Source organism: Ideonella sp. P3_A4 (assembly GCF_056403075.1).
Map to the genome: position 1 here is coordinate 60621 of NZ_JBFUGE010000002.1, position 23256 is coordinate 83876.

Here is a 23256-nt window from a genome sequence, read left to right on the forward strand (position 1 = left end):
GTCCTCAGCAACACTGAGCATGCAACTGTCGTCAAATTCGGACGCCAAGCCAGCCACCAAGGGCGTGTCTCTCAGTCGAAGCGTTCGAAGCCTCCTGTCCGATGACAGAGACGCGTGCCGGACCAATGAAGGCGGCAACGGCATCAATCGAAGCAAGGGCTCCAGCAGCAGCGGTTGGTCGAGCATGAGGAAAGGTCTTGGAGGCCCAACGCTCGGGCCCACTAAGCCTTCCGACTGTAGCCGACCGTTGCGCGCGACCGTGCCCCTAGCCTTGTGGGCCTACGAACAGGCTGTTGAACCCCCCACCGATCTGCACCTTGTTGGTGCCGTTCGGGTTGTAGACCTCTTGGCCCACGTCGCCAGACAGAAGAACCCAGGCCAGACGGTCGTTCCACGCGTCACCCCAGGTCTCAGCCATCTGTGCATCGGTCACTGTTGAAGCATCCACAGCCAAGCGCCGCGCGACGATGATGCGCATCGCGTTTTGCAGTTGATCGAAACTAATCGTCACGTCGAACGTCCGCCCGCTGAACGCCTGGTGTTGCGTGGCCGAACCTTGCGATGCGAAGAGGCTCAGACCTGTCTTCGATTCCGCTGTCGACTTACCGCTTGAAAAGATCGGGCCATCGACGACCGGAATGCCGCCTTGGGCGGGGTCGAACCATACGTCGCCATGCTGAAACCAAGCCACTTGGTCCCAATCGCTTACGCCCGAGCGTGCGATGGCTGTGTTAAATAGGTACTGGATCTGACAGGGCTGGCCCGCCTTCGTCTTCGCGCAGGTAGTATTGAGAACGGTGGCCATCATCTGCTGCTTGACCTGAACTGCGCCGCCTGCGGATTGGAGTTCGATCGCTCCCAAGCTTTGCACGCTACGCACACGGGCAGCCGCCGATCCCATCCAGGGCTGCAATGGATCTGCGACCCACCAAGCCTGGCGGAAGTTGACGAACGTGCCAGTGATAAAGGCGTTGGCTCCCGCACCGTTCTGGCCAGACGCGCCATAGGGGCCGAAGAAGGGGGCAGCACCATCGTCCTGCTTGCCGGAGGTGGTCAGCATGCCGACCGCGCCGACGTTGTCGTCGGCGTTGACAAACACGGCCGACGCGCCGTCGCGGTCTTGCGCCTGGGTGTCGCAGCCGGTGGCATGGCCGGACGGCGTCCAGCGCAGAGCCGGCAGCGCCGCGGCATGCGGCAAGGTGGTCAAGCCGGCCACGTTGGCCAGCCGACTGTCGGACAAGGCCGTCAGCGGACCTTCGGTGCTGCCAGCGCAGCCTTGCGCCTGGCCGAAAAACATGATCTTCATGCCCGGCTTCAGCGCGGTTTTCGGGTCTTTCGGGTTCCAGGCGGCAAACAGGGCATTGCCGCCAGAGACGCGATCGAGCGCACCGGCCGCGGCCAGCGCCGAACTTGGACGGAAGTACAGCGCGTCGGGGCCATCCTGGGGGGCGGGGCCGGTGCTGCCCCCGACATCCAATGGTGGCAGAGTGCCACCGTCCACGCCGCCGGTACCGCCCGCACCGCCAGCTTGGGGAGCCTCGTCGGCGCCAGACCCTCCCCCGCCGCCACAGGCAGCAACCAGCAGTGCGACTGCGAGAAGCGATGTCAAACCAGCCTGCCTCGTTGCTGAGAAGGAACCCGTGTTGTAACCGATCGTCCGCATGGCCAACCCCTTGCCTGTCGCGCGGCGCAATTGCAGCCACGCATGCGGGTTGTTTCGGTCGATTCGGGGGGTGGCTTGAAGCGGAAAAGATGGTCTTTAGCGACCGCTGTTTCTGCTCAAGAGAGTCAACTCGGTGCCGATATGGGGAAGCTGACGACGTCAGGCTCCCCGCCCGCGTTGTTCAACGGCAAGGCGGGTGCCCGGCAAGGCAGGCAGGGAAGCGCCGGTTCAGGGCTTCGGTGGCATCAATGCATCCAACTGGGCCATGAGCGTCTCGTACTGACTGTCGCTGGCGAGGTTGTGCAGTTCGCCCGGGTCTGCGCGTTCGTCGTAAAGCTCGCGTTCTCCACTGGCATAGCGGATGTAGCGCCAGTCCGGGGTGCGAATCGCGTGGTCGTGTTGGTCTTTGGTCGTCAGCACCGGGTGGTCCCAAGGCATGCTGGGATTTGCCATCAGCGGATTCAGGCTGATGCCGTCCATCGCATAGGCGGGCGCCACACCGCAACGGTCCAACAAAGTTGGAGCCAGATCGCGCAAGCTCACGCAGGCATCGACGCTGACCCTTGCGCTCTGGCCTGGCGCGCGGATTAGCAGCGGAACACGTGTTGCACGCTCCCACAGCGCCAGCTTTTGCCAATGGAATTTCTCGCCCAAGTGGAAGCCGTGGTCGCTCCACACCACGACGATGGTGTTGTTGGCGTACGCGCTGGCATCCAATGCGGCGATCAGCCGGGCAAGCTGTGAGTCAACCCAGGTGATGCTGGCCAAATAGGCCTGCACCGCATCAGCCCACAGGTTTTGATCGGTGATGCACTTATGGAAGTTGAACTTCAACGCGGCGGCTTTGCCTGCCGTACCAAGGTCATCAAGGTCGTCCGGCGGAGCCGATGGCAGTACCAGCGTGTCCTTCGGATACATGTCGAAGTAGCGCTGCGGCACATACCAACCCGTATGGGGTCTGGCGAAGCCGACCGACAGGAAGAACGGCTTGTCGTGGGCGGCATTCAGAAAGTCGATGCCGCTTTGGGCGTACTGGTAGTCTGGCTGCGCTGCGTCACCATTCGGCGCCGGCCCCCAGTCGAATGCGCCCTCGCCCACCGGCGCCGGGCACACCTTGTTGGCGTATGGCATCGTGGCTGGCAAAGGCTGGTCGACGTGTGTCGAGTAAATGTGATCGACTTTGCCAAAGCGCTGCTTGAGATAGCCCGCATCGGCAAACATGTCGTCGATCTGCTTCTTGCCAGGATTGACGCCCAAGAACGTCTGATCGAGGTAGTAGACGCCCGTGTGTTCGACCGAAAGGCCGGACAGCACGTTTGCACGAGACGCTGAACAGACTGGTGCGTTGCAATAGGCACGGCGGAACACGGCCGACCTTGCGGCCAACGCATCAAGCGCCGGAGTCTTCACCTGCGGATGACCACCGAGGAACCCCACCCAATCATTCAAATCGTCGATCGCGACGAACAGAACGTTCGGTGGCGGCGGCGGTGGCGGTGGCGGTGGCGGCGGCGGCGGCGGCGGCGGCGGCGGCGGCGGTGGCGGTGGCGGTGGCGGTGGCGGTGGCGGTGGCGGTGGCGGCGGTGGTTCGGTCCCATGGGGCTCCGAACCTCCCCCTCCACCACATCCAGACACGGCGGCCATCAATGCCGCCAAATGCAACAACTCACGCCGCTTCATGGCTCTAGGCTTCCCTTCCAAACAGAGCCCGAGAGCATAACGGAGGGCGCGTCGCGCTCAACCCATGCTAAATTCAGGTTTGTGATGCGTGCCCCGCGATTTTTCTTTGCGTACTTTTGGTTCTCGCCCCGTCAGGCGGCTGGAGAGGCAATCGCGCGCAACTGAAGAAACAGAGCAAGCGAAACACCCCGAAAGACCGCCGGCAGCCCCGGCGGTTTTTTTTCGCCGGCCGGCCCCACTGCTTCGACGACTACGCCCTGGAAAGACGACGATGAACGCCAAAGCCACCGCCCCCGCCGCGCCCCACGACCACGTCCGCTCGGGCCTGGTACTGAGCGAGCGCACCAGCGAGACCGACGACCAGCGCATCGAGGACGTCACCCCGCTGCCGCCGCCCGAGCACCTGATCCGCTTCTTCCCGATTGCCGGCACGCCGACCGAGAAGCTGATCAAGCACACACGCAGCGCGGTGCGCCACATCATGAACGGCAAAGACGACCGGCTGCTGGTGATCATCGGCCCATGCTCGATCCACGACCCGGCCGCCGCGCTGGAATACGCCCGCCGTCTGGCACCTGAGCGCGCACGCTTCGCCGACACACTGGAGGTCGTGATGCGCGTGTACTTTGAGAAGCCGCGCACGACCGTTGGCTGGAAGGGGTTGATCAACGACCCCTACCTCGACGAGAGCTACCGCATCGACGAGGGCCTGCGCATCGCGCGCCAGCTGCTCGTCGAGATCAACCGGCTCGGGGTGCCGGCCGGCAGCGAGTTCCTCGACACGATCAGCCCGCAGTACATTGGTGACCTGATCAGCTGGGGCGCGATCGGCGCGCGCACGACCGAAAGCCAGGTCCACCGTGAGCTCGCCTCAGGGCTGTCGGCACCGATCGGCTTCAAGAACGGCACCGACGGCAACCTGAAGATTGCCTGCGACGCGATCCAGGCCGCCGCGCGGCCGCACCATTTCCTGTCGGTGCACAAGAACGGCCAGGTCGCGATCGTCGAGACCAAGGGCAACAAGGACTGCCACGTGATCCTGCGCGGTGGACGCTTGCCGAACTACGACGACGGCAGCGTCGCCGCCGCCTGCCAGGCGCTGACAGAGGCCAAGCTGAACCCGGCGCTGATGGTCGACTGCAGCCACGCCAACTCAAGCAAACAGCACCAGCGCCAGATCGATGTCGCGAAGAACATCGCCGGTCAGCTGTGCGCCGGCAGCCGCCGCATCTTCGGCGTGATGGTCGAAAGCCACCTGCAGGACGGGGCACAGAAGTTCACCCCGGGGAAGGACCTGGCAGCAAACCTGGCCTACGGCCAGAGCATCACCGACGCCTGCATCGGCTGGGACGACTCGGTCGGTGTGCTGCAGGTGCTGAGCGACGCGGTGAAGGCGCGGCGCGGCTGAGAGAGGCCGCGGCTCTCGTCAGGCGGCGCCGTCAGGCTCCGCCTGGTTCGCTTTCAGCAGCCGCTCGCTGTGCCAATAGACGTCGTCGCCACCCAGGCCGTCGAGGTTGGCCCGGTTGAGCACCCGGGCCAGAACGAACAGCAGGTCCGACAGGCGGTTCAGGTACTGGCGCGGTGCGGTGTTGACCGCTTCGATCGCGGCCAGTGCCACCACCGCCCGCTCGGCGCGCCGCGCAATCGTGCGCGCCACATGGGAAATCGCCGCACTGCGGGTGCCGGCCGGCAGGATGAACTCGGCCAGGCGCGGCAGCTGTGCGTTGTAATGCGCCAATGCCTGATCCAGCCGCAACACCGCGTCGGCCTTCAACAGCTCGTAGCCGGGGATCGACAGCTCGCCGCCGAGGTTGAACAGCTCGTGCTGGATCGTCACCAGCAGCTCGCGGATGTCGTCCGGCAGCGGCTCGGCGAGCAGCACGCCGAGCTGCGAGTTCAGCTCGTCCACGTCGCCCATCGCGGCGATGCGCAGATGGTCCTTGGGCACGCGTTGCCCGTCACCGAGACCGGTGGTGCCGTCGTCGCCGGTGCGGGTCGCGATCTGAGAAAGTCGGTTGGCCATGGGCGGCAGTTTAGGCTTTGCCGCCCACGAGGGCCGTCAACGAGCCAGCAGATAGGCGCGAACCGCGCCGGTGATCGTGTTGCGGGCCAGGCCGGCAATGGAGCCGTTGCTGCTGATGGCCCGAGCGTCGAGCAAGGTCCAGCCGGCATCGCGTGAGGCCTGGTCCAGCCTGGTGTTCAGGTCGACCACCTTGCCGTTCGTCCACATGACTGCGCGGTTGTAGTTGCTGCCCTCGGGGCGGCTTTCGCCGACGATCGTGCCACTGTCATTGATCGCGTTGGCGATGCACTGGAAGTCCTTGCGCAGGCAGCCCAGGGAGGTCGGCGTCGCGCCATTCCACGCGGTCGCCTCCACCGTCGTCACGCCCTGCGATTGCGGCGGCGCGTAGCCGACTGCCGTTCCCGACGAATTGATGCCGAAGAGGAAACGGTTCTCGCCCAGGTCGGTCAGAGCGCCGTCTTTCCAGACGACCGCGTGATTCGCCCCGCCCGTGTCGCTGCTTCGGCCGGCGATGTAGTTGCCCTTGTTGCTGATGGCCATGGCGGCGCTGTAGCCACCGCCCAGCGACTTCAAGGCCTTGATCTGGCCATTGCGCCAGACAACGGGGACAAAGCGGCCACTGGTGCCAGCCACATTGGAAAATCCGACCACGACGCCAGCCTTGTTGATGGCGAACGCGCTGCTGTCCAGACCGCCCAACGTTCCCAGGTCGACCATCGTGCCGTCGGCGCGCCAGAGCGTCGCATGGCTTGCGACGTCGTTCGAAAGGTTGGTGCTGCCGACGATCGTCCCGCCGTCGTTGATGCCGTTCGCCGAACCGTAGGCGCCACCCAGCGTGCCGAGGTCGACGCCGGTCGGTCCGTTCCATTTGGCGGCGCGCGAGGGCTCATTCGGCGGATCGTTGTTGTCGGGCGGCTGGGCGGAGGTGCCCACGACCACGCCGGCGCTGTTCACGGCCAAGCCGACGCTCCAGCTCCCGCCAAACGTGTCGAACGTGGTGAACGTGTAGGCCGCCTCAGCCTGGGCCGCGGCGCCAGTGAGAACGAATGCAACCAGCGCGGAAGCCGCGCCGAATCCCTTTTTTGATGTCATGTGAATCTGCAGTTTGGTGAATGCGCGAGGCAGGCAGTGCAAGGCGCCGGGCCTCTCGCAAGCCCGACGCGCGTGCTTTGTACCCGAGTCCGCCGGCAAGCCCTCAACGAATTTGCTGAGGGGAGGTTGGCGGCACCGCCGCTCGCCTGCCCTTGAAAAAGGCGAGCGCCTCTCCGGTCACGTCGACGTCGCCGTTCTGTGCTCCGACGATCGAGGTGTAGAGGCACCGGGGTCGCTCGCTGGCGCTAGGTTCGATGTGACCGCCACCTTCGATGCGCAGCAGTTCGACCTGCAGCTTCGCCGGATCGGCGCCCCAGACGATGCGTTCGGCCCGCGTGGGATCAGCCGGGTCGCGATGCGACAGGGATTCGCGCCTCGAAGGCTCGGTCGGCAAACAAGCCAGCTAGCGCCAGAAGGCCACCGACTGCTCTACCCCGATCACCTGGCAGCGCGAGACGCGGCTCATGAAGTGCACTTCGCCGCCGGCATAGGGCACCAACGGATCGGCCGTGCCGGAGACGATCAGCGCGGGCACCGGCGTGGCGGTCGACGTGCAGCCCATCTCCGCCGACATGGCCGCGCTCACTGTGGCGAAAGCCGCCAGCCGCGGCCCCAGCGCGGCGGCGCGAAAAGCCATCATCCCGCCGTTGGACATGCCCATCAGGAACACACGCGCAGGATCAGCCTGGTGGCGGGCACCATCTCGTCGATCAGGGCCGCCAACAACCCGACGTCGTCGCTGCGCGGGTTGTTCGCGGCATCGCTGCGGCAGGCGTTCCGGCCCGGATGGCCGTCGGCGCCTTTCAAGCCGTCCGGCGCGGCCAGCAGCCAGACCGACATGGGCGCTAACGGTGCGTTGCTGCCCCAGCAACTGCGCGGCACTGCCGCCGTGTCCGTGCAGCAGGATGACCAGGGGCCGCAGGCCGGCGGGCGCCCGGTCAGGCGCTGCCACCAGCACGTGGCGCAGGCCTTCGGGGCGCGGCAGGTCGGGTGGGCAAACCGTGGCCGCCATCGAGGCGGCCGCCGCCCACACGCCGATGGCCGCGAAGATCAGTGAACGCATGCTTGGGTCCCTGGGTGAATACCCCGCAAACGCGTAGGCCTGCCGCCGGGTGCACGGAGCCGGTCGCCCATGATCAAATCCTGCGGATCCACCTCGCACGCGACTCATCCGAAGGGAAATTCTCATGCGCTACATGCTGTTGATCGTCGAACCCACCGGCCAGCGCGAGGCGCGGACCCGCCCCGAAGGTGAGCAGGCCTACGCCCGCATGCGGCAGTTCGGCGACGCCTTGCAGGCCGAAGGCAAGCTGCTCGCCGTCGAATCGCTCGCCACGCCGGCCAAGGCTACGCGGGTGCAGGTGCGCAAGGGCCAGGTCCAGTTGCTCGATGGCCCATTCGCCGAGGCGAAAGAAATGGTCGGCGGCTTCTACCTGGTGGACTGCGCCGGCTCCGAGGAAGCCCTGGAGATCGCCCGCCGCTGCCCGGCGGCCGAATGGGCCACGGTCGAGGTCCGCCCGGTATCGCCCTGCTTCGAAGAGTCGAACGCCTGACCCCGCGGCGGCGCGCCGCGAATCTCTTTTCACCTTTTGGCGGGCCCATTGTCGAAATGGGCCCGTCTGCTTCGTCGTGGTGATATCCACCCCTGGAGTTGAAGGAGAACAGTGATGCGTTTCATGATCATGGTCCGCGCCAATGCGGTGAGCGAATCGGGCGCGATGCCCGAAGACAGCCTGATGGCCGCAATGGCCACCTACCACGAGCAGTTGGCCAAAGCCGGCGCGCTGCTCGATGCCAACGGCCTGAAGCCCAGCGCCCAAGGTTGGCGCGTGCGCTACCTCGGCGGGCGCCCGACGCTGGTCGACGGGCCGTTCGCCGAGACCAAGGAACTGATCGCCGGCTACACGCTGATTCAGACCCGCTCGCGTGAAGAAGCCATGGAATGGGCGCGGCGTTTCCCGGCGCCCTTTGGCGCTGAGATGGACTGCGAGATCGAGGTCCGGCAGCTGTTCGAGCTGGACGACTTCACGCCCAACGAAGCCGTGCAGCGCTTCAAGGACATGGAAGTCGGCAACCACTGAACGCCCGGAGGACCCGATGCCCACCCAAATCTATGTCAACCTGCCGGTCATGAATGTCGAGCGCAGCCGCGCCTTCTTCTCGGCCCTCGGCTACAGCTTCAACCCGCAGTTCAGCAATGACACCGCGTTGTGCATGGTGGTGTCCGACACGATCTACGTGATGCTGCTGGCCGAGCCCTTTTTCCAGACCTTCACCGGTAAGCCGATCGCCGACGCGACCCGAACCACCGAGGTGCTGGTGTGCCTGTCGTGCAGCAGCCGAGCCGATGTCGACACGCTGGTGGCCAAGGCGCTGGCAGCCGGCGGCACGGCGCCCCGGGCCCCACAAGACCACGGCTTCATGTACGGCCACGGCTTCGAAGACCCGGACGGCCACATCTGGGAGCTGATGCACATGGACCCGAACGCCGTGCCACCGTCGGCATGACCACGCCAACGCAAGCGGCCACCCACCGTGCGATCGACGCGGTCTGGCGCATCGAGCAAGCGCGCATCGTGGCCGGTGTCGCACGCATGGTGCGCGACATCGGCCTGGCCGAAGAACTGGCGCAGGACGCGCTGGTTGCCGCGCTCGAGCACTGGCCGGCGGACGGCGTGCCGGCGAACCCAGGAGCCTGGCTGATGACCACCGCCAAGCATCGCGCGCTGGACCGCTTGCGGCGCGACAAGAACCTGGCCGCCAAGCTCGAACAGATCGGACTCGACCTGGAGGCGCGCGAGGCCCTGGTCGTGCCGGATTTCGTCGACGCGCTGGATGCGGCCCGGCAGGACGACATCGGCGATGACCTGCTGCGGCTGGTCTTCACCGCCTGCCACCCGCTGCTGTCACCCGAAGCGCGTGTCGCGCTGACATTGAAGCTGCTAGGCGGCCTGACGACCGCCGAAATCGCCCGCGCCTACCTGGTACCCGAGCCGACGATCGCGCAGCGCATCGTTCGCGCCAAACGCTCGCTGGCCGAAGCGCGGGTGCCCTTCGAGGTGCCTCGCGGCGACGAACTGGCGCCACGGCTGGCCTCGGTGCTGGAGGTCGTCTACCTGATCTTCAACGAAGGCTACACCGCCACCGTCGGCGATGACTGGATGCGCCCTGCGCTGTGCGACGAGGCGCTAAGGCTCGCACGCATGCTGGCCGAACTGGCGGCTCACGAGCCCGAGGCCCACGGCTTGGCCGCGCTGCTGGAAATCCAGGCCTCGCGTACGGCTGCACGCACCGACGAAGAGGGCAGACCCGTCCTGCTGGCGGACCAGAATCGCGCACGTTGGGACCACATGCTGATCCGTCGCGGTCTCGCGGCGCTGGGACGCGCGGAACAGCTAGCCGGGCAGCAGAAGCGTGCCCTCGGTCCCTACGCGCTGCAAGCCGCGATCGCCGCCTGTCACGCTCGAGCGCCCACTGCGCCCGACACCGACTGGGCGCGTATCGCCGCGCTGTATGACGCATTGACACATGTCACGCCGTCGCCGGTGGTCGAACTCAACCGGGCGGTCGCGGTCGCCATGGCGTTTGGCCCGGCTGCGGGGCTGGCGATCGTTGACACCTTGGTGGGCGAACCGGCGCTGAAGAAATATCAGTGGCTGCCGGCCGTGCGCGGTGACATGCTCGCCAAGCTGGGTCGACACAGCGAAGCGCGCGCAGAGTTCCTGCGCGCTGCAGCCATGGCCACCAATGAGCGCGAAAAGGCCTTGCTCCACGATCGCGCCCATCAGAGCAACGGTGCACATTGAGTCGGCAGAAATCGCGCCCGTGATGACCATGACCCGCCCGTCACAAAGGTGGGCGACAGGCTCACAATGCGCGCATGACGAACCCGGTTGAAGTTGCTGGCCGGCCTTTGCCAGCGGGCGTCCGCGACGCCCTCGCCGCTCGCTTCGGCGGGCGCCTGTCCACGGCACTCGCGGTGCGCGAGCAACACGGCCGCGACGAGTCGCCGTTCGACGTGCCGCCCCCCGCCGCGGTGGTCTTCGCCGAGTCGACCGAGGACGTCGCGTTCGTGGTCAGGTTGGCCAACGAGCACGGCGTGCCGGTGATTCCGTATGGTGCCGGCTCATCGCTTGAAGGTCACCTGCTGGCGGTGCAGGGCGGCATCAGCATCGACGTATCGCGCATGGACCAAGTGTTGCGGGTCAATGCCGAAGATCTGACGGTGACCGTGCAGGCCGGCGTGCTGCGTGAGCAGTTGAACCGCGAAGTGCGCGACACTGGGTTGTTCTTCCCGATCGACCCGGGCGCCAATGCTTCGATCGGTGGCATGGCCGCCACGCGGGCCTCGGGCACGAACGCGGTGCGCTACGGCACGATGCGCGAGAACGTGTTGGCGTTGACGGTCGTCACTGCCTCGGGCGAGGTGCTGCACACCGGCACCCGGGCGCGCAAGTCGAGTGCCGGCTACGACCTGACACGCCTGTTCGTCGGCAGCGAGGGCACGCTGGGCGTGATGACCGAGATCACGCTGAAGCTGTACCCGCTGCCGCAGGCCGTCTCGGCCGCGGTCTGCCATTTCCCCGATGTCGCCAGCGCCGTCAACACGACGATCCAGATCATCCAGATGGGCGTGCCGATCGCACGCTGCGAGTTGCTGGACGCGAACGCGATTCGCGCCGTCAATCGGGCCGAGAAGATGACGCTGACCGAGTCGCCGATGTTGCTGATGGAGTTCCATGGCAGCGATGATGGGGTCAAGGAGCAGGCCGAAACGGTGCAGGAGATCGCTGCGGAGTTCGGTGGCCAATCCTTTGAATGGGCCACCACGCCGGAGGCACGAACCCGCCTGTGGACCGCGCGGCACCGCGCCTACCTATCAGGCCTACAGATGAAGCCCGGCTGCCGCGCGGTCACCACCGACGCTTGCGTACCGATCTCGCGGCTGGCCGAGTGCATCGTCGATTCAGTGGCCGAGGTCGAAGCCTCCGGCCTGCCCTACTTCATTGTCGGCCATGTCGGCGACGGAAATTTCCACGTCGCCTACCTGATCGACCCGAACCGGCCCGACGAACGCGAGCTGGCCGAACGGCTGAACCACCAGCTGGTGCAGCGCGCCTTGCGACTCGAAGGCACCTGCACCGGCGAGCACGGCGTGGGCTTGCACAAGCAAGGCTTCCTGCTCGAAGAGGCCGGCGCCGGTGCGGTGGCGATGATGCGCGACATCAAGCGCGCGCTGGACCCGCGCAACATAATGAACCCGGGGAAGATCTTCCAGCTTGGTTGAGCGGCTTCCGACGGGCGATGCGCCGCCCGCTTGCGCCGGCGGTTCAATGCTTGATCGCGATTGCGACGACACCGCCGTAGATCTGGCGAAGCGCGCCTCGGGCAAGAAATGCCGATGCACCTGGTCATGCCGCAACACGCCGGCTGGTCGCGTCTGGCCATGTCCTTCGACTTCAACGATCTCAGCGTCACCAGGCCGCGACGACGTTTCCGCCTTTGACGATCTCCACCATGCCGTTCGTGGTGTTGTAGCGAAGGAAAACCTGTCCCGTTTTCTCGAGGATGATTTTCTGGTTGCCGTTCAAGCGCAGACTGTTCGCACCCAGGTCGATGCCCATGTTGTAGGTGGCGGCGTCGAAATTGATGCCGATATTGCCCGTGGCGCCGGAACCGAAATGGATACCGTTGTTCCAGCCCTTGCTGCCCGGCTGAATCTGGATCGCGTGGGTGCCCGGTACGGCGGATTTTTTCGTGTTGAGGATGTTCAAGCCGATGGTGCTACCGGTCGAGGTCATTGACGTCAACTCGCCGTTGTAGAGGATGCTGGTGCCGTTCGTTGCGATGGTCGATCCGCCCAGACTGTCCAGGCCATGGAACAACTCGCCGTGGTAGCCGGCCATCCACGGGCTGCCCGTGCTTCGCTGGAACGAACGAACGTTGGCCCCCGTACTTTGGGACGTCTCCAGCTTGGCGTCCGGGCTGTTGGTTCCCGTGAGCTGGATGAACAGCGGCCAGGTAAATGAATTGGTCTGGGTCGCCTCTGCCACCAGCGAGAGGATCTCGTTGGTATGACCGGGTTCCACGCCCGCCGGGTCGGTGCGCGTCCAACGCACCGACGTATTCAGCGAAGGGAGCGTGGGCACTGTCGCGGAAAAGTCCATGATCGAATACAGATTGACGCCGCCAACCGTCACCGCGATCGCCGCGCCGGCCACCAGTGCCAATGACGCACCGAGGAACGAAATCGCCACCTTCGTCTGGCGCCGCCGCGCCACATCGCGCCCGCGCAATGTCGATTCCAAGGAAACGACTCGCTCCTGCAGCGTCGCGATGACCAATTCCATTTCGTTCGGGGACATCAAAACCTCCGGAGTTATTCAATTTGGGTGAGAAAACAGGCGACAGCCATCCCTCGCACGGGCCCTCACCCGGTTCGGAGACGATCAAAATTATGCCGGCGTCCCTCTTCGGTTCGGCGCGAGCCAGCAAAGCTGCGCCCCGACGGAGTCGCTGTGGCCCGTCAGTTCAGGCGACCTCGGCGCTGGCCTTTACGAACGGGCGCAGCGCCGCTCGTGATCAAGTGGCATGCGCAAATCCGGCTTGCCGGTCCGCTACGCGAGCCCCCTGGAGCAGGCCCCGGAAGGGGCCGTGGGGGCCTCAACTCGGCGCCGGCACGCTCCACCGCCGCGTCACATCGCCCTTGGCGTTGACGCTTTCGAGCTGCACCCCAAAGCCCCAAAGCCGCGCCGCGTGCTTCAGCACCTCATGCGCGCCGTCGTCGAGTGGGCGGTCGTTGTGCTGGGTGTGGCGCAAGGTCAGCGAGCGGTCGCCGCGCAGGTTGACGTTCCAGACCTGGATGTTGGGCTCGCGCGCGCCGAGGTCGTACTGGCGTGACAGGGCTTCGCGCACGCGGCGGTAGCCGCTGTCATCGTGGATCGCGCTGACCTCGATCTCGCTGTCCTTCTCGTCGTCGGTGATCTGAAACAGGCGGAAGTCGCGCATCAGCTTCGGGCTCAGGTACTGGCCCACGAAACTTTCGTCCTTGAAGTTGCGCATCGCCTGGTCCAAGGTCGGCAGCCAGGGCTTGCCGGCGATGGTGGGGAACCAGGCGTGGTCCTCTTCGGTCGGGTTCTCGCAGATGCGCTTGATGTCCGTGTACATCGCGAAGCCGAGCGCGTAGGGGTTGATGCCGGAGTAGTTGCGGTCACCGACCTTGGGCTGGTAGACGACGTTGGTGTGCGACTTCAGCCATTCGATCATCACGCCGTCGGTCAGGAAGCCGTCGTCGTACATCGTGTTGAGAATCTTGTGGTGCCAGAAGGTGGCCCAGCCTTCGTTCATCACCTGGGTCTGGCGCTGCGGGTAGAAGTACTGCGCGATCTTGCGCACGATGCGCACCACCTCGCGCTGCCAAGGCTCCAGCAGCGGCGCGTTCTTCTCGATGAAGTACAGCAGGTTCTCTTCCGGGTCTTCCGGGAAGCGTCGCGTCTGCTGGGCTTCTTCGGCCTTCTCGATCCGCTTGGGCAGGGTGCGCCAGATGTCGTTGACCTGCTGCTGTGCGTACTGCTCGCGGTCCTTGCGCATGGCCAGTTCTTCGGCGAGCGACTTCTTGCTCGGCCGGCGGTAGCGGTCCACGCCATGGTTTTGCAGCGCGTGGCAGGAATCGATGAATTCCTCGACCGTGCCCACGCCGTGGCGTTCTTCGCACTCGGTGATGTAGTTTTTGGCGTAGACCAGGTAGTCGATGATCGACGACGCGTCGGTCCACATGCGGAACAGGTAGTTGCCCTTGAAGAAGCTGTTGTGACCGTAGGCGGCGTGGGCGATCACCAGCGCCTGCATCGCCATCGTGTTCTCCTCCATCAGATAGCTGATGCAGGGGTTCGAGTTGATGACGATCTCGTAGGCCAGGCCCATGTGGCCGCGACGGTAGTTCTTCTCGGTCGAGATGAACTCCTTGCCGTAGCTCCAGTGGCGGTAGTTCACCGGCATGCCCACGCTGGCGTAGGCGTCCATCATCTGCTCGGCAGTGATGATCTCGAGCTGGTTCGGGTAGGTGTCCAGGCCGAAGCGCCGGGCGGTGGCCTTGATGATCTCGTGGTACTGCTCGATCAGCTCGAACGACCAGTCGCTCGGGTCTTCCAGCGGCCGCTCTGGCCGGGTCGGCGGGGGCAGGGGGCCATCGAGCGCGCTGCGCGGTTTGCGCCGGTCGCCCGCGGTCGGAATCTTCGAAGCGTTGTGCACGAAACGGCGGTCCTGTGAGTACTCGGTCACTTCGGTGCCCCTTCCTTCTTGAAGAGGTCTCGAAACACCGGATAGATCTGTGAAGCTTCAGTGGCCTTGCGCATCGCGAAGTGCTTGTGCGTCTCGACCAGGCGGGTGTATTCCTCCCAGAGGTTCTGCTCTTCTTCGGCCACCTGGACATACGCGTAGTAGCGGCAAGCGGGCAGCAGCTTCTCGGCCAGCAGCTCGCGGCAGCGGCCGGAATCGTGGTGCCAGTTGTCACCGTCGCTGGCCTGGGCGCCGTAGATGTTCCACTCGCCCGGGTGGTAGCGCGCCTTGACGATGTCGTTCATCAATTCGAGCGCGCTGGAGACCACCGTGCCGCCGGTTTCTCGAGCGTGGAAGAAATCCTCCTCGCTGACCTCTTGGGCCTGCGTGTGGTGGCGGATGAAGACCAGGTCGATCTTCTCGTAGTGCTTGGTCAGGAACAGGTACAGGATGATGAAGAAGCGCTTGGCCAGGTCCTTGCGCGCCTCGTCCATCGAGCCCGAGACGTCCATCAGGCAGAACATCACCGCCTTGCTGCTGGGCACCGGCACCCGAACGCGGTTGCGAAAGCGCAGGTCGATCGGGTCGAGAAAGGGGATGCCCGACAGCTTGCCGCGCAACTCGATAATGCGTTTTTCGGCCTCCGCCATTTCCTTCAACGCGACCGGGTCGGTCGAGTGATGGCGCTTGATCTCGGCCACACGCTCTTCCAACGCATGCAACTCGCGCCGGGCGTCACCGCCGAGCGCGATGCGGCGGCTCAGAGCGCCGCGCATCGAGCGCACGATGTGCAGGTTGTTCGGCGTGCCGTCGCTGGAGTAGCCGGCACGGTGTGTCTTCCACTCCGGCACGTCGGCGAGCTGCGTCTTCACCAGGTGCGGCAAGGCCAGGTCTTCAAAGAAGACCTGCATGAACTCTTCCTTGCTCAAGGCGAAGGTGAAGTCGTCTTCACCTTCGCCCGAATCGCTGGCCTGACCCTTGCCACTGCCCTGCCCGCCGCCCCCCTTGGGGCGCTGGATGCGGTCACCGGTGACGTACTCCTTGTTGCCCGGATGGACCATCTCGCGCTTGCCGCCTTGGCCGTGGTGGAACACCGGCTCGGAGATGTCCTTCTTCGGGATGCGCACCTCTTCGCCGCGTTCCAGGTCGCGGATGCCGCGGCCATCGACCGCGCGCTTGACCGCCTCGCGGATCTGGTCCTTGTGGCGGCGCAGGAAACGCTCGCGGTTGCCTATCGACTTGTTCTTGCCAGCCAGCCTGCGGTCGATGATCTGCTGAAGCATCGCGTCCCTCGTCAGTTATGGTCGGAACGGCTCGTCTTCAAGAAGATTTCCGAACGCGCAGGTACCACTCGCACAGCAGGCGGACCTGCTTCGCCGTGTAGCCCTTCTCGACCATGCGTTGCACGAAGTCTTCGTGCTTCTTGGCCTCGTCGGCGCTGGCCTTGGCGTTGAAGCTGATCACCGGCAGCAACTCTTCGGTGTTCGAGAACATCTTTTTCTCGATCACCGCCCGCAGCTTCTCGTAGCTCGTCCAGACCGGGTTGTTGCCGGCGTTGTTGGCGCGAGCACGCAACACGAAGTTGACGATCTCGTTGCGGAAGTCCTTCGGGTTGGCGATGCCGGCCGGCTTCTCGATCTTCTCCAGCTCCCCGTTCAGGCTGGCACGGTCGAAGACTTCACCGGTGTCGGTGTCGCGGTACTCCTGGTCCTGAATCCAGTAGTCGGCATAGGTGACATAGCGGTCGAAGATGTTCTGGCCGTACTCGCTGTAGCTTTCGAGGTAGGCGGTCTGGATCTCCTTGCCGATGAACTCGGCGTAGCGCGGGGCCAGCTGCTCCTTGATGAAGGCGACGTACTTCTGCTCCAGCTCTTGCGGGAACTGCTCGCGCTCGATCTGCTGCTCGAGCACGTACATCAGGTGCACCGGGTTGGCCGCCACTTCCTGGCTGTCGAAGTTGAAGACCTTGGACAGGATCTTGTAGGCGAAGCGGGTCGAGATGCCACTCATGCCCTCGTCCATGCCGGCGTAGTCGCGGTACTCCTGGTAGCTCTTGGCGCGCGGGTCGGTGTCCTTCAGGTTCTCTCCGTCGTAGACCTGCATCTTGGAGTACAGGCTGGAGTTTTCAGGTTCCTTCAGCCGGGTGAGGATCGCGAACTGGCTCATCATCTTCAACGTGCCAGGGGCGCACTTGGCCTCGGCCAGCGACGAGCCACGCACCAGCTTCTCGTAGATCTTGACCTCTTCCGAGACCCGCAGGCAATAAGGCACCTTGACGATGTAGACCCGGTCGAGGAAGGCCTCGTTGTTCTTGTTGTTGCGGAAGGCCTTCCACTCGCTCTCGTTCGAGTGCGCCAGGATGACGCCGTCGAAGGGGATCGCGCCGAAGCCTTCGGTGCCCTTGAAGTTGCCTTCCTGGGTGGCCGTCAGCAGCGGGTGCAGCACCTTGATCGGTGCCTTGAACATTTCGACGAATTCCATCAACCCCTGGTTGGCCAGGCACAGGCCGCCGGAGTAGCTGTAGGCATCGGGGTCGTCCTGGGCGTAGGTCTCGAGCTTGCGGATGTCGACCTTGCCGACCAGGGCCGAGATGTCCTGGTTGTTCTCGTCGCCCGGCTCGGTCTTGGTCACGCCGATCTGCTTCAAGACACTCGGGTGGCGCTTGACGACCTTGAACTGGCGGATGTCGCCGCCGTACTCTTCCAGCCGCTTCACCGCCCAGGGGCTCATGATGCGGTTCAGGTAACGGCGCGGAATGCCGTATTCGCTTTCGAGCAACGCGCCGTCTTCGTCCGCGTTGAACAAGCCCAGCGGCGATTCGTTCACCGGCGAACCCTTGATCGCATAGAACGGCACCAGCTCCATCAGCTGCTTCAGCCGCTCGGCGATCGAACTCTTGCCGCCACCGACCGGGCCCAGCAGATACAGGATCTGCTTTTTCTCTTCCAGCCCTTGAGCGGCATGGCGGAAGTACGACACGACCTGCTCGATCGAGTCTTCCATGCCATAGAACTCAGCGAACGCCGGATAGACCTTGATGATCTTGTTGGCGAACAGGCGCGACATGCGCGGGTCATTGCGCGTGTCGACCATTTGCGGCTCGCCGATGGCCTTGAGCATGCGCTCGGCGGCCGTGGCATAGGCCAACGGGTTGCGCTTGCACTCAGCCAGATAGTCCGCAAGAGAGATTTCCTCCTCGCGGGTGCGCTCATACCGGGCGGCGAAGCTGCTCATCACGTCCATGCAAGACCTCCTGTCAATGTGTGTCAGGGCGGCGCTGCGCGGGGGCTCCCTCCGGCGCGGCGTCTGGGAAGTTCTGATGGCGTCCCGGCTGTACGGACCCGGGCGTCATCAGAGCTTTCCGGTCTTCAGGTCATGCAACGCACCAAGGCACGTTGACGGTGACAGCTTGTGCTTCTCTCCTGCAGGCAATCGAGCAAAAAGCGGGCCACAAGTCCACCAGATCGGCCCACCGACATTGGCGGTCGAATCGCGATCCTCTCGCGACCCGCCTGCGTCATCCGTTCACGCAGGGCCGTGCGGTCAACCCGTTATATCTCGTTTCGCGTCAACTGGGCTAGGGGCCGATGAATTCACGCCACATGCAGCGTGGCACGCTGCACATGCAGCGCATCGAAGATGCAGAATACTCAGCGCTCGCGTGCACCCAGCTTGTCGAGCAAACCCGACAGTTCGTCGAGCGAACCGAAGCGGATCGCGATCTCGCCCTGCTCACCGCGCTTGGTCTTGCGCTGCACACGAATCTCGACATCGGCCGTCAATGCATCGGCCAGCTGCTCTTCGAGCCGCACGATGTCACGTGACTTCTCTTGCGCGACGCGCAGCAGCGGTGTCTGACGGCCCGGGTTCAAGGCCTTGTTGGCCAGCTTCTCGGCGTCGCGCACCGACAACTTCTTGGCCACGATTTCGTTGGCAGACAGGATCTGCTGCGCATTGGCCAGCGGCAACAGGGCCCGTGCGTGTCCCATGTCCAGGTCACCCGCCATCAGCATTTGTTGCACCGGCGCCGCCAGGTTCAACAAACGCAGCAGGTTGCTGGCCGCGCTGCGCGAGCGCCCCACCGCTTGTGCCGCCTGTTCGTGGGTCAAGCCGAACTCGTCGACCAGGCGCTTCAGGCCTTGCGCCTCTTCCAGCGGGTTCAGGTCTTCGCGCTGGATGTTCTCGATCAGCGCCATCACGGCGGCGGCTTCGTCCGGCACCACCTTGACCAGCACCGGCACCTCGCCCAGGCCCGCCAGCTGCGCCGCACGGTAGCGCCGCTCGCCGGCGATGATCTCGTAGCGCGCGGCACCGGTGGCGCCCTGGTCGGAGGCGCCCAGCGGGCGCACCAGGATGGGCTGCATCACGCCCTGGCTCTTGATGCTCTCGGCCAGTTCGTACAGCGAGCCTTCGTCCATCCGGGTGCGCGGCTGGTACTTGCCGGCCTGGAGCTGGCCGACCTTCAGCACGGTGGGGGTGCCTGCAGTGGCCGCGGCGTCGGAGGCGGACTCACTGACCTTGGGGCCGAGCAAGGCTTCCAGGCCCATGCCCAGGCCTTTGGGTTTCTTGGTTGCCATCGGGCCATTGTCGCCGGCCCACGAAGCGCAAACAGGGCCGGCCTCGAAGTCACAGCCTGGTCGACGCCGCCTTAATGCCGGACGCCAGCCGCTTCTTCGTGAAACACCACACGGTCCTTGTCGACGGCTCCCCCCAATGATGGCGGCGGCGACCGGGGCGATGACGGGGTGTACTTACTTACAATCAGGGGTTTCATGGCGCAGCGCTGCCGCTCGCCGACTGCCCACCCTTGCCGCCGCCGCCCAACCCCCGTGAACATCGAGTTTGTCATCCGCGAATGGGCGGCGTGGGCGCCCACTCTGGGCGATCGCGCACGCTGGCGGGCATGGGCAACGGCCACTGACGCGGCGCTGCCGCCCAGCAACGACGAGGCCCCCGCCCTCGCCGCGATGCCGGCGATGAGCCGCCGCCGCCTGAATCCGCTCGGCCGCGCAGCGGCACAAGTGGCCTATGAGCTCGCCGACCCCGCCACGGACAGCGTGGCCAATACCCCGATGGTCTATGCCTCGCGCTACGGCGACGCCGGACGCTCGTTGGCTTTGCTGGCGGACCTGGCGCGTGGCGAGCCGATTTCGCCCACCGCGTTTGGCTTGTCGGTGCACAACGCGATCGGGGCGATGGTGTCGATCGCCCGCGGAGACCGAGCCCACCACAGCGCCTTGGCGGGCGGCGTCAGCAGCGCCGGCGTGGGGCTGATCGAAGCTGCCGGTCTGCTCGCCGATGGCGAAGACTCGGTCGTGCTGGTGCACTACGACGCCCCGCTGCCGGGCGACTATTCAGGCTTTGCCGATGAGCCGGCGGCCCCCTACGCCTGGGCCTGGCGGGTGGCCGCGCCGCGCCCTGGCGAAGCCCACCTGCGGCTGGCACTCGACGCCCCCGAGCCGCTCCTGCCCGACGCGATCGACGCCAGCCTGCCCTTCGGCTTGGCCTTGCTGCGTTTCGCCTTATCCGACCAGCCGGCCTGGCAGCGCAACGCCGACGGCCATGGCTGGCGCTGGAGCCGCCATGGTTGAACGGCTGGACCAGGCGTGGCGCACCGCGGCCACGGGCTTCTGCTTCGCCGCCTTTGGCGTCGGCGGCCTGCTGATGCGCGGCCTGATCTTCCCGCTGCTGAACTTGGCAGTGACCCAGCGCGAGCGCCGCACCCGCTGGGCGCGTGCCTGCATCCACCACGCCTTCCGTCTCTTCGTCGGGCTGATGCGCCTTCTGGGGGTGCTGACCTTCGAACTGCGCGGCGCCGAGCGCCTGCAGCGCGAAGGCCTGCTGATCCTGGCCAACCACCCGACCCTGATCGACGTGGTGTTCCTGATGTCGTTCGTCGAGCGCGCCGACTGCATCGTCAAGGGCGCCCTGGCACGCAATCCATTCACCCGTGGCCCGGTTCGGGCGGCCGGCTACGTTTGCAACGATTCCGGCACCGACATGGTCGAGGGCTGTGTGGGATCGTTGCGCGCCGGCAACAACCTGATCATCTTTCCCGAAGGCACCCGCACGCCGCGCACCGGCCACCAGCCGCTGCAGCGCGGTGCCGCGAACATTGCGGTGCGCGGACAACGCAACGTGACGCCGGTACGCATCCGCGTGCAGCCGCTCACCCTCGGCAAGGGCGAGAAGTGGTACCGCGTGCCGGCGAAACGCTGCCACCTCGAGTTCGAGGTCGGCGAAGACATCGCCGTCGCCCCCTTCCTGGCCGACAGTGCGAGCGAAGCCATCGCCGCGCGCCGACTGACCGATCATCTGACCGCTTACTTTTCCCCGGAGGCTCCCCTTGCAGGCCACACTTGAACAAGAGATCAAGGAACTCGTGATTTCATCTCTGGCGCTGGAGGACGTTCAGCCCGACGATATCGACCCCGTCGCGCCGCTGTTCGTCGAAGGCCTGGGCCTGGACTCGATCGACGCGCTGGAGCTCGGTCTCGCGCTGCAAAAGCGCTATGGCGTGCACATGTCGGCCGACGCCGAGGAAACCCGCCGCCACTTTGGCAGCGTGCGCGCTCTGGCCGCGTTCGTGGCCTCGCAACGCACGCTCTAAGCCAGCTTCGCCTGACCATTGCCCTAGGGATCGCCATGAAACAAGACGACATCCTGCAAACGATCGTCAACACCTTGCACGACACGTTCGAGATCGAGCGTGAGCGCATCCAGCCGCAATCGCGGTTGTATGAAGATCTGGACATCGACAGCATCGACGCTGTCGACCTGATCGTGCGTTTGAAGCCCCTGGTCGGCAAACGCCTGAACCCGGAAGCTTTCAAGTCGGTGCGCACGGTGCAAGACGTGGCGGACGCGCTGGCCCGCCTGGTCAATGACCCGGCGCCCATCTGAAGCAGGGCGACTGCGACCTGGCGCGATCGCGACCGGGCTGGTCCTGCTGCTGACCCTGGCGTACCCGTTCGCGGTCGCCTTCGGGCTGGGCCGCGTTGAGCCCCGCTGGTTTGCGCTTGCGCTGGTCGGCCTGGCGCTGCTGCGCGCGGCCGTGTCACGGCAGGCGCTGTGGTGGGCTGCCGCTGCCGGGGCAACGCTGTTGGCGGCCCTCAGCCTGGCCGGCCAAGGCTGGCTGCCGCTCAAGCTCTACCCGGTGCTGGTCAACGCCGTGCTGCTGCTGGTGTTCGGCGTCAGCCTGTGGCGCGGGCCGCCGGTGATCGAGCGGCTGGCGCGCCTGGCCGAGCCAGATCTGCCGCCCGAAGGCGTCGCCTACACGCGCCGCGTCACCGAAGCCTGGTGCCTGTTCTTCGTGTTCAACGGCACCGCCGCCGCGGCCACCGCACTGTGGCTGTCGACCGAAGCCTGGGCGCTGTACAACGGCTTCATCGCCTACCTGCTGATCGGCGCGATGTTCGCCGGCGAGTGGCTGCTGCGCCGGCGCCTGAAGGCGCGAGTGGCTGCCGGCCAGGCGGCCCTGACAGGCGCGACCCATGGCTGATTCCAAACCCATCTGGCTGCCGCTGCCCGAGGTTGCCGTGCGACCGGGGCTGGCCGACCGCGCCTTTGCGCGCCGCGGTGACCAGCGGCTGACCCGCACCGATTTCCTGGCCCGTGTCGATGCCTGGCAGGCACGCCTGGCCACCGAACCTGGCCATCGCTGGGCCCTGTTCAGCGACGACAGCACGGATTTCGCTGCGATGCTGTTCGGCGCCTGGCACGCCGGCAAGACAGTGCTGCTGCCTGGTGACATGCAGGCGGCCACGCTGGCGCGGCTGGCAGCCGAGGTCGACGGAACGCTTGGCCAGTTGCCTGGCGCCCTGCCCGATGCACCTGCGGCGCCCAGCCCCCAGGCGCGCCTGCCACTGGATCTGCAGCGTACCCGGCTGATCGTCTACACCTCCGGTTCCAGCGGCGAACCCGAGGCGATTGCCAAGAGCCTGGCCCAGCTGGACGCCGAGATGCACACGTTGCAAGCGGCATTTGGCGCGCGTGTCGACGCCGATGGCCCGGCCAACGTCGTGACCACGGTCTCGCACCAGCACATCTATGGCCTGCTGTTCCAGGTGCTGTGGTCGCTCGCCGCGGGGCGCCCCTTCCTGGGCCGTCGGCTGGACTACCTGGAAGCATTGCCCGCCGCGTTGGCCGATGGCCCCGGCCTGCTCATCGCCAGCCCCGCCCACCTGCGCCGCATTCCCGACGAGCCGGCGTTGGCCACCTGCGTCGGCGCGCTGCGCGCCGTGTTCTCGTCCGGCGGCCCGCTGCCGCCCGAAGCGGCAACGGACTCGCTGGCCCGGCTCGGTCACTCGCCGATCGAGGTCTTCGGCAGCTCGGAGACCGGTGGCATCGCGTGGCGCCAGCGGGCGCAACATGGTGACCACTGGCATGCCTTGCCCGGCATCGACTGGCGCATCAACGGCGAGTTGCTCGAAGTGCGTTCCGGCCATCTGCCCGATGGGGATTGGTACACGACCAGCGACCGCGTGCGGCCGCTGCCCGACGATCCGTCGGGTGCCAGTTT

The 23256-nt window shown here is 65.6% G+C and carries 24 protein-coding genes; 12 read left to right on the forward strand and 12 right to left on the reverse strand.

Translation table 11 applies throughout. The features are described 5' to 3' along the window. Positions 1-265: 265 nt before the first annotated feature. A complete protein-coding gene (locus AC1DYI_RS00740; RefSeq protein ID WP_477202156.1) occupies positions 266-1693 on the reverse strand; it encodes a hypothetical protein in 1428 nt (475 codons plus the stop codon). A 198-nt stretch (positions 1694-1891) separates the two neighbouring features. Further along, complete coding sequence (locus AC1DYI_RS00745; RefSeq protein WP_477202157.1) at positions 1892-3343, reverse strand: sulfatase; 1452 nt, start codon at positions 3341-3343, stop codon at positions 1892-1894. A 271-nt stretch (positions 3344-3614) separates the two neighbouring features. Here AC1DYI_RS00745 and AC1DYI_RS00750 point away from each other — a divergent pair, with 271 nt between their 5' ends. After that, positions 3615-4751 (forward strand): 3-deoxy-7-phosphoheptulonate synthase, encoded by a 1137-nt coding sequence (locus tag AC1DYI_RS00750; protein ID WP_477202158.1) that lies wholly within the window; start codon positions 3615-3617, stop codon positions 4749-4751. Between the two features lie 18 nt (positions 4752-4769). On the opposite strand, the gene AC1DYI_RS00755 is transcribed toward AC1DYI_RS00750, so the two are convergent. The 5 genes from AC1DYI_RS00755 to AC1DYI_RS00775 form a co-directional block, all read right to left on the reverse strand. Continuing rightward, positions 4770-5366 (reverse strand): cob(I)yrinic acid a,c-diamide adenosyltransferase, encoded by a 597-nt coding sequence (locus tag AC1DYI_RS00755; RefSeq protein ID WP_477202159.1) that lies wholly within the window; start codon positions 5364-5366, stop codon positions 4770-4772. A 36-nt stretch (positions 5367-5402) separates the two neighbouring features. After that, positions 5403-6458 (reverse strand): hypothetical protein, encoded by a 1056-nt coding sequence (locus tag AC1DYI_RS00760; protein WP_477202160.1) that lies wholly within the window; start codon positions 6456-6458, stop codon positions 5403-5405. Between the two features lie 103 nt (positions 6459-6561). Next, entirely contained in the window at positions 6562-6852 is a 291-nt protein-coding gene (locus AC1DYI_RS00765) for a hypothetical protein (protein ID WP_477202161.1), read from the reverse strand. Between the two features lie 9 nt (positions 6853-6861). Then, positions 6862-7095, reverse strand: coding sequence for a hypothetical protein (locus AC1DYI_RS00770; protein ID WP_477202162.1), 234 nt, complete (start codon positions 7093-7095; stop codon positions 6862-6864). A 23-nt stretch (positions 7096-7118) separates the two neighbouring features. After that, the gene (locus AC1DYI_RS00775) at positions 7119-7298 is read right to left on the reverse strand and encodes a hypothetical protein (protein WP_477202163.1); all 180 of its coding nucleotides are present in this window, start codon (positions 7296-7298) and stop codon (positions 7119-7121) included. 347 nt (positions 7299-7645) lie between these two features. Between AC1DYI_RS00775 and AC1DYI_RS00780 the strand changes: the two genes are divergently transcribed. From AC1DYI_RS00780 to AC1DYI_RS00800, 5 genes are all read left to right on the forward strand, one after another. Further along, positions 7646-8011, forward strand: a complete 366-nt coding sequence (locus AC1DYI_RS00780) for a YciI family protein (protein WP_477202164.1) — start codon at positions 7646-7648, stop codon at positions 8009-8011. A 114-nt stretch (positions 8012-8125) separates the two neighbouring features. Further along, positions 8126-8539 (forward strand): YciI family protein, encoded by a 414-nt coding sequence (locus tag AC1DYI_RS00785; RefSeq protein WP_477202165.1) that lies wholly within the window; start codon positions 8126-8128, stop codon positions 8537-8539. A gap of 16 nt (positions 8540-8555) precedes the next feature. After that, positions 8556-8966, forward strand: coding sequence for a VOC family protein (locus AC1DYI_RS00790; RefSeq protein ID WP_477202166.1), 411 nt, complete (start codon positions 8556-8558; stop codon positions 8964-8966). Continuing rightward, the gene (locus AC1DYI_RS00795) at positions 8963-10264 is read left to right on the forward strand and encodes an RNA polymerase sigma factor (protein WP_477202167.1); all 1302 of its coding nucleotides are present in this window, start codon (positions 8963-8965) and stop codon (positions 10262-10264) included. The genes AC1DYI_RS00790 and AC1DYI_RS00795 overlap by 4 nt, the downstream gene beginning before the upstream one ends. Positions 10265-10338: 74 nt before the next feature. Continuing rightward, positions 10339-11745, forward strand: coding sequence for an FAD-binding oxidoreductase (locus AC1DYI_RS00800; protein ID WP_477202168.1), 1407 nt, complete (start codon positions 10339-10341; stop codon positions 11743-11745). Between the two features lie 187 nt (positions 11746-11932). On the opposite strand, the gene AC1DYI_RS00805 is transcribed toward AC1DYI_RS00800, so the two are convergent. The 5 genes from AC1DYI_RS00805 to AC1DYI_RS00825 form a co-directional block, all read right to left on the reverse strand. Further along, positions 11933-12823, reverse strand: coding sequence for a hypothetical protein (locus AC1DYI_RS00805; RefSeq protein WP_477202169.1), 891 nt, complete (start codon positions 12821-12823; stop codon positions 11933-11935). Between the two features lie 298 nt (positions 12824-13121). Next, on the reverse strand, positions 13122-14690 hold the full coding sequence (locus AC1DYI_RS00810; RefSeq protein ID WP_477202181.1) for a SpoVR family protein: 1569 nt from the start codon (positions 14688-14690) through the stop codon (positions 13122-13124). Between the two features lie 44 nt (positions 14691-14734). Then, positions 14735-16018 (reverse strand): YeaH/YhbH family protein, encoded by a 1284-nt coding sequence (locus AC1DYI_RS00815; protein WP_477202170.1) that lies wholly within the window; start codon positions 16016-16018, stop codon positions 14735-14737. A 37-nt stretch (positions 16019-16055) separates the two neighbouring features. Further along, positions 16056-17978 carry a PrkA family serine protein kinase gene (locus AC1DYI_RS00820; RefSeq protein ID WP_477202171.1) on the reverse strand — a complete coding sequence of 641 codons (1923 nt, stop codon included), beginning with the start codon at positions 17976-17978 and terminating at the stop codon, positions 16056-16058. Positions 17979-18385: 407 nt separating this feature from the next. Beyond that, a complete protein-coding gene (locus AC1DYI_RS00825) occupies positions 18386-19312 on the reverse strand; it encodes a ParB/RepB/Spo0J family partition protein (protein WP_477202172.1) in 927 nt (308 codons plus the stop codon). Positions 19313-19564: 252 nt separating this feature from the next. Between AC1DYI_RS00825 and AC1DYI_RS00830 the strand changes: the two genes are divergently transcribed. The 6 genes from AC1DYI_RS00830 to AC1DYI_RS00855 all read left to right on the forward strand — a co-directional run. After that, positions 19565-20326: a beta-ketoacyl synthase chain length factor gene (locus AC1DYI_RS00830; RefSeq protein ID WP_477202173.1), complete on the forward strand. Its 762-nt coding sequence runs from the start codon at positions 19565-19567 to the stop codon at positions 20324-20326. After that, positions 20319-21098 (forward strand): lysophospholipid acyltransferase family protein, encoded by a 780-nt coding sequence (locus AC1DYI_RS00835; RefSeq protein WP_477202174.1) that lies wholly within the window; start codon positions 20319-20321, stop codon positions 21096-21098. The genes AC1DYI_RS00830 and AC1DYI_RS00835 overlap by 8 nt, the downstream gene beginning before the upstream one ends. Further along, positions 21082-21345, forward strand: a complete 264-nt coding sequence (locus AC1DYI_RS00840; protein WP_477202175.1) for a phosphopantetheine-binding protein — start codon at positions 21082-21084, stop codon at positions 21343-21345. Before AC1DYI_RS00835 ends, AC1DYI_RS00840 begins: the two co-directional genes overlap by 17 nt. Before the next feature lie 35 nt (positions 21346-21380). Next, a complete protein-coding gene (locus AC1DYI_RS00845; RefSeq protein ID WP_477202176.1) occupies positions 21381-21638 on the forward strand; it encodes an acyl carrier protein in 258 nt (85 codons plus the stop codon). After that, entirely contained in the window at positions 21619-22236 is a 618-nt protein-coding gene (locus tag AC1DYI_RS00850) for a COG4648 family protein (RefSeq protein WP_477202177.1), read from the forward strand. Before AC1DYI_RS00845 ends, AC1DYI_RS00850 begins: the two co-directional genes overlap by 20 nt. Beyond that, positions 22229-23256, forward strand: a 1028-nt coding sequence (locus AC1DYI_RS00855; protein ID WP_477202178.1) for an AMP-binding protein, incomplete at its 3' end; no start/stop codon positions are given. The genes AC1DYI_RS00850 and AC1DYI_RS00855, both read left to right, overlap by 8 nt.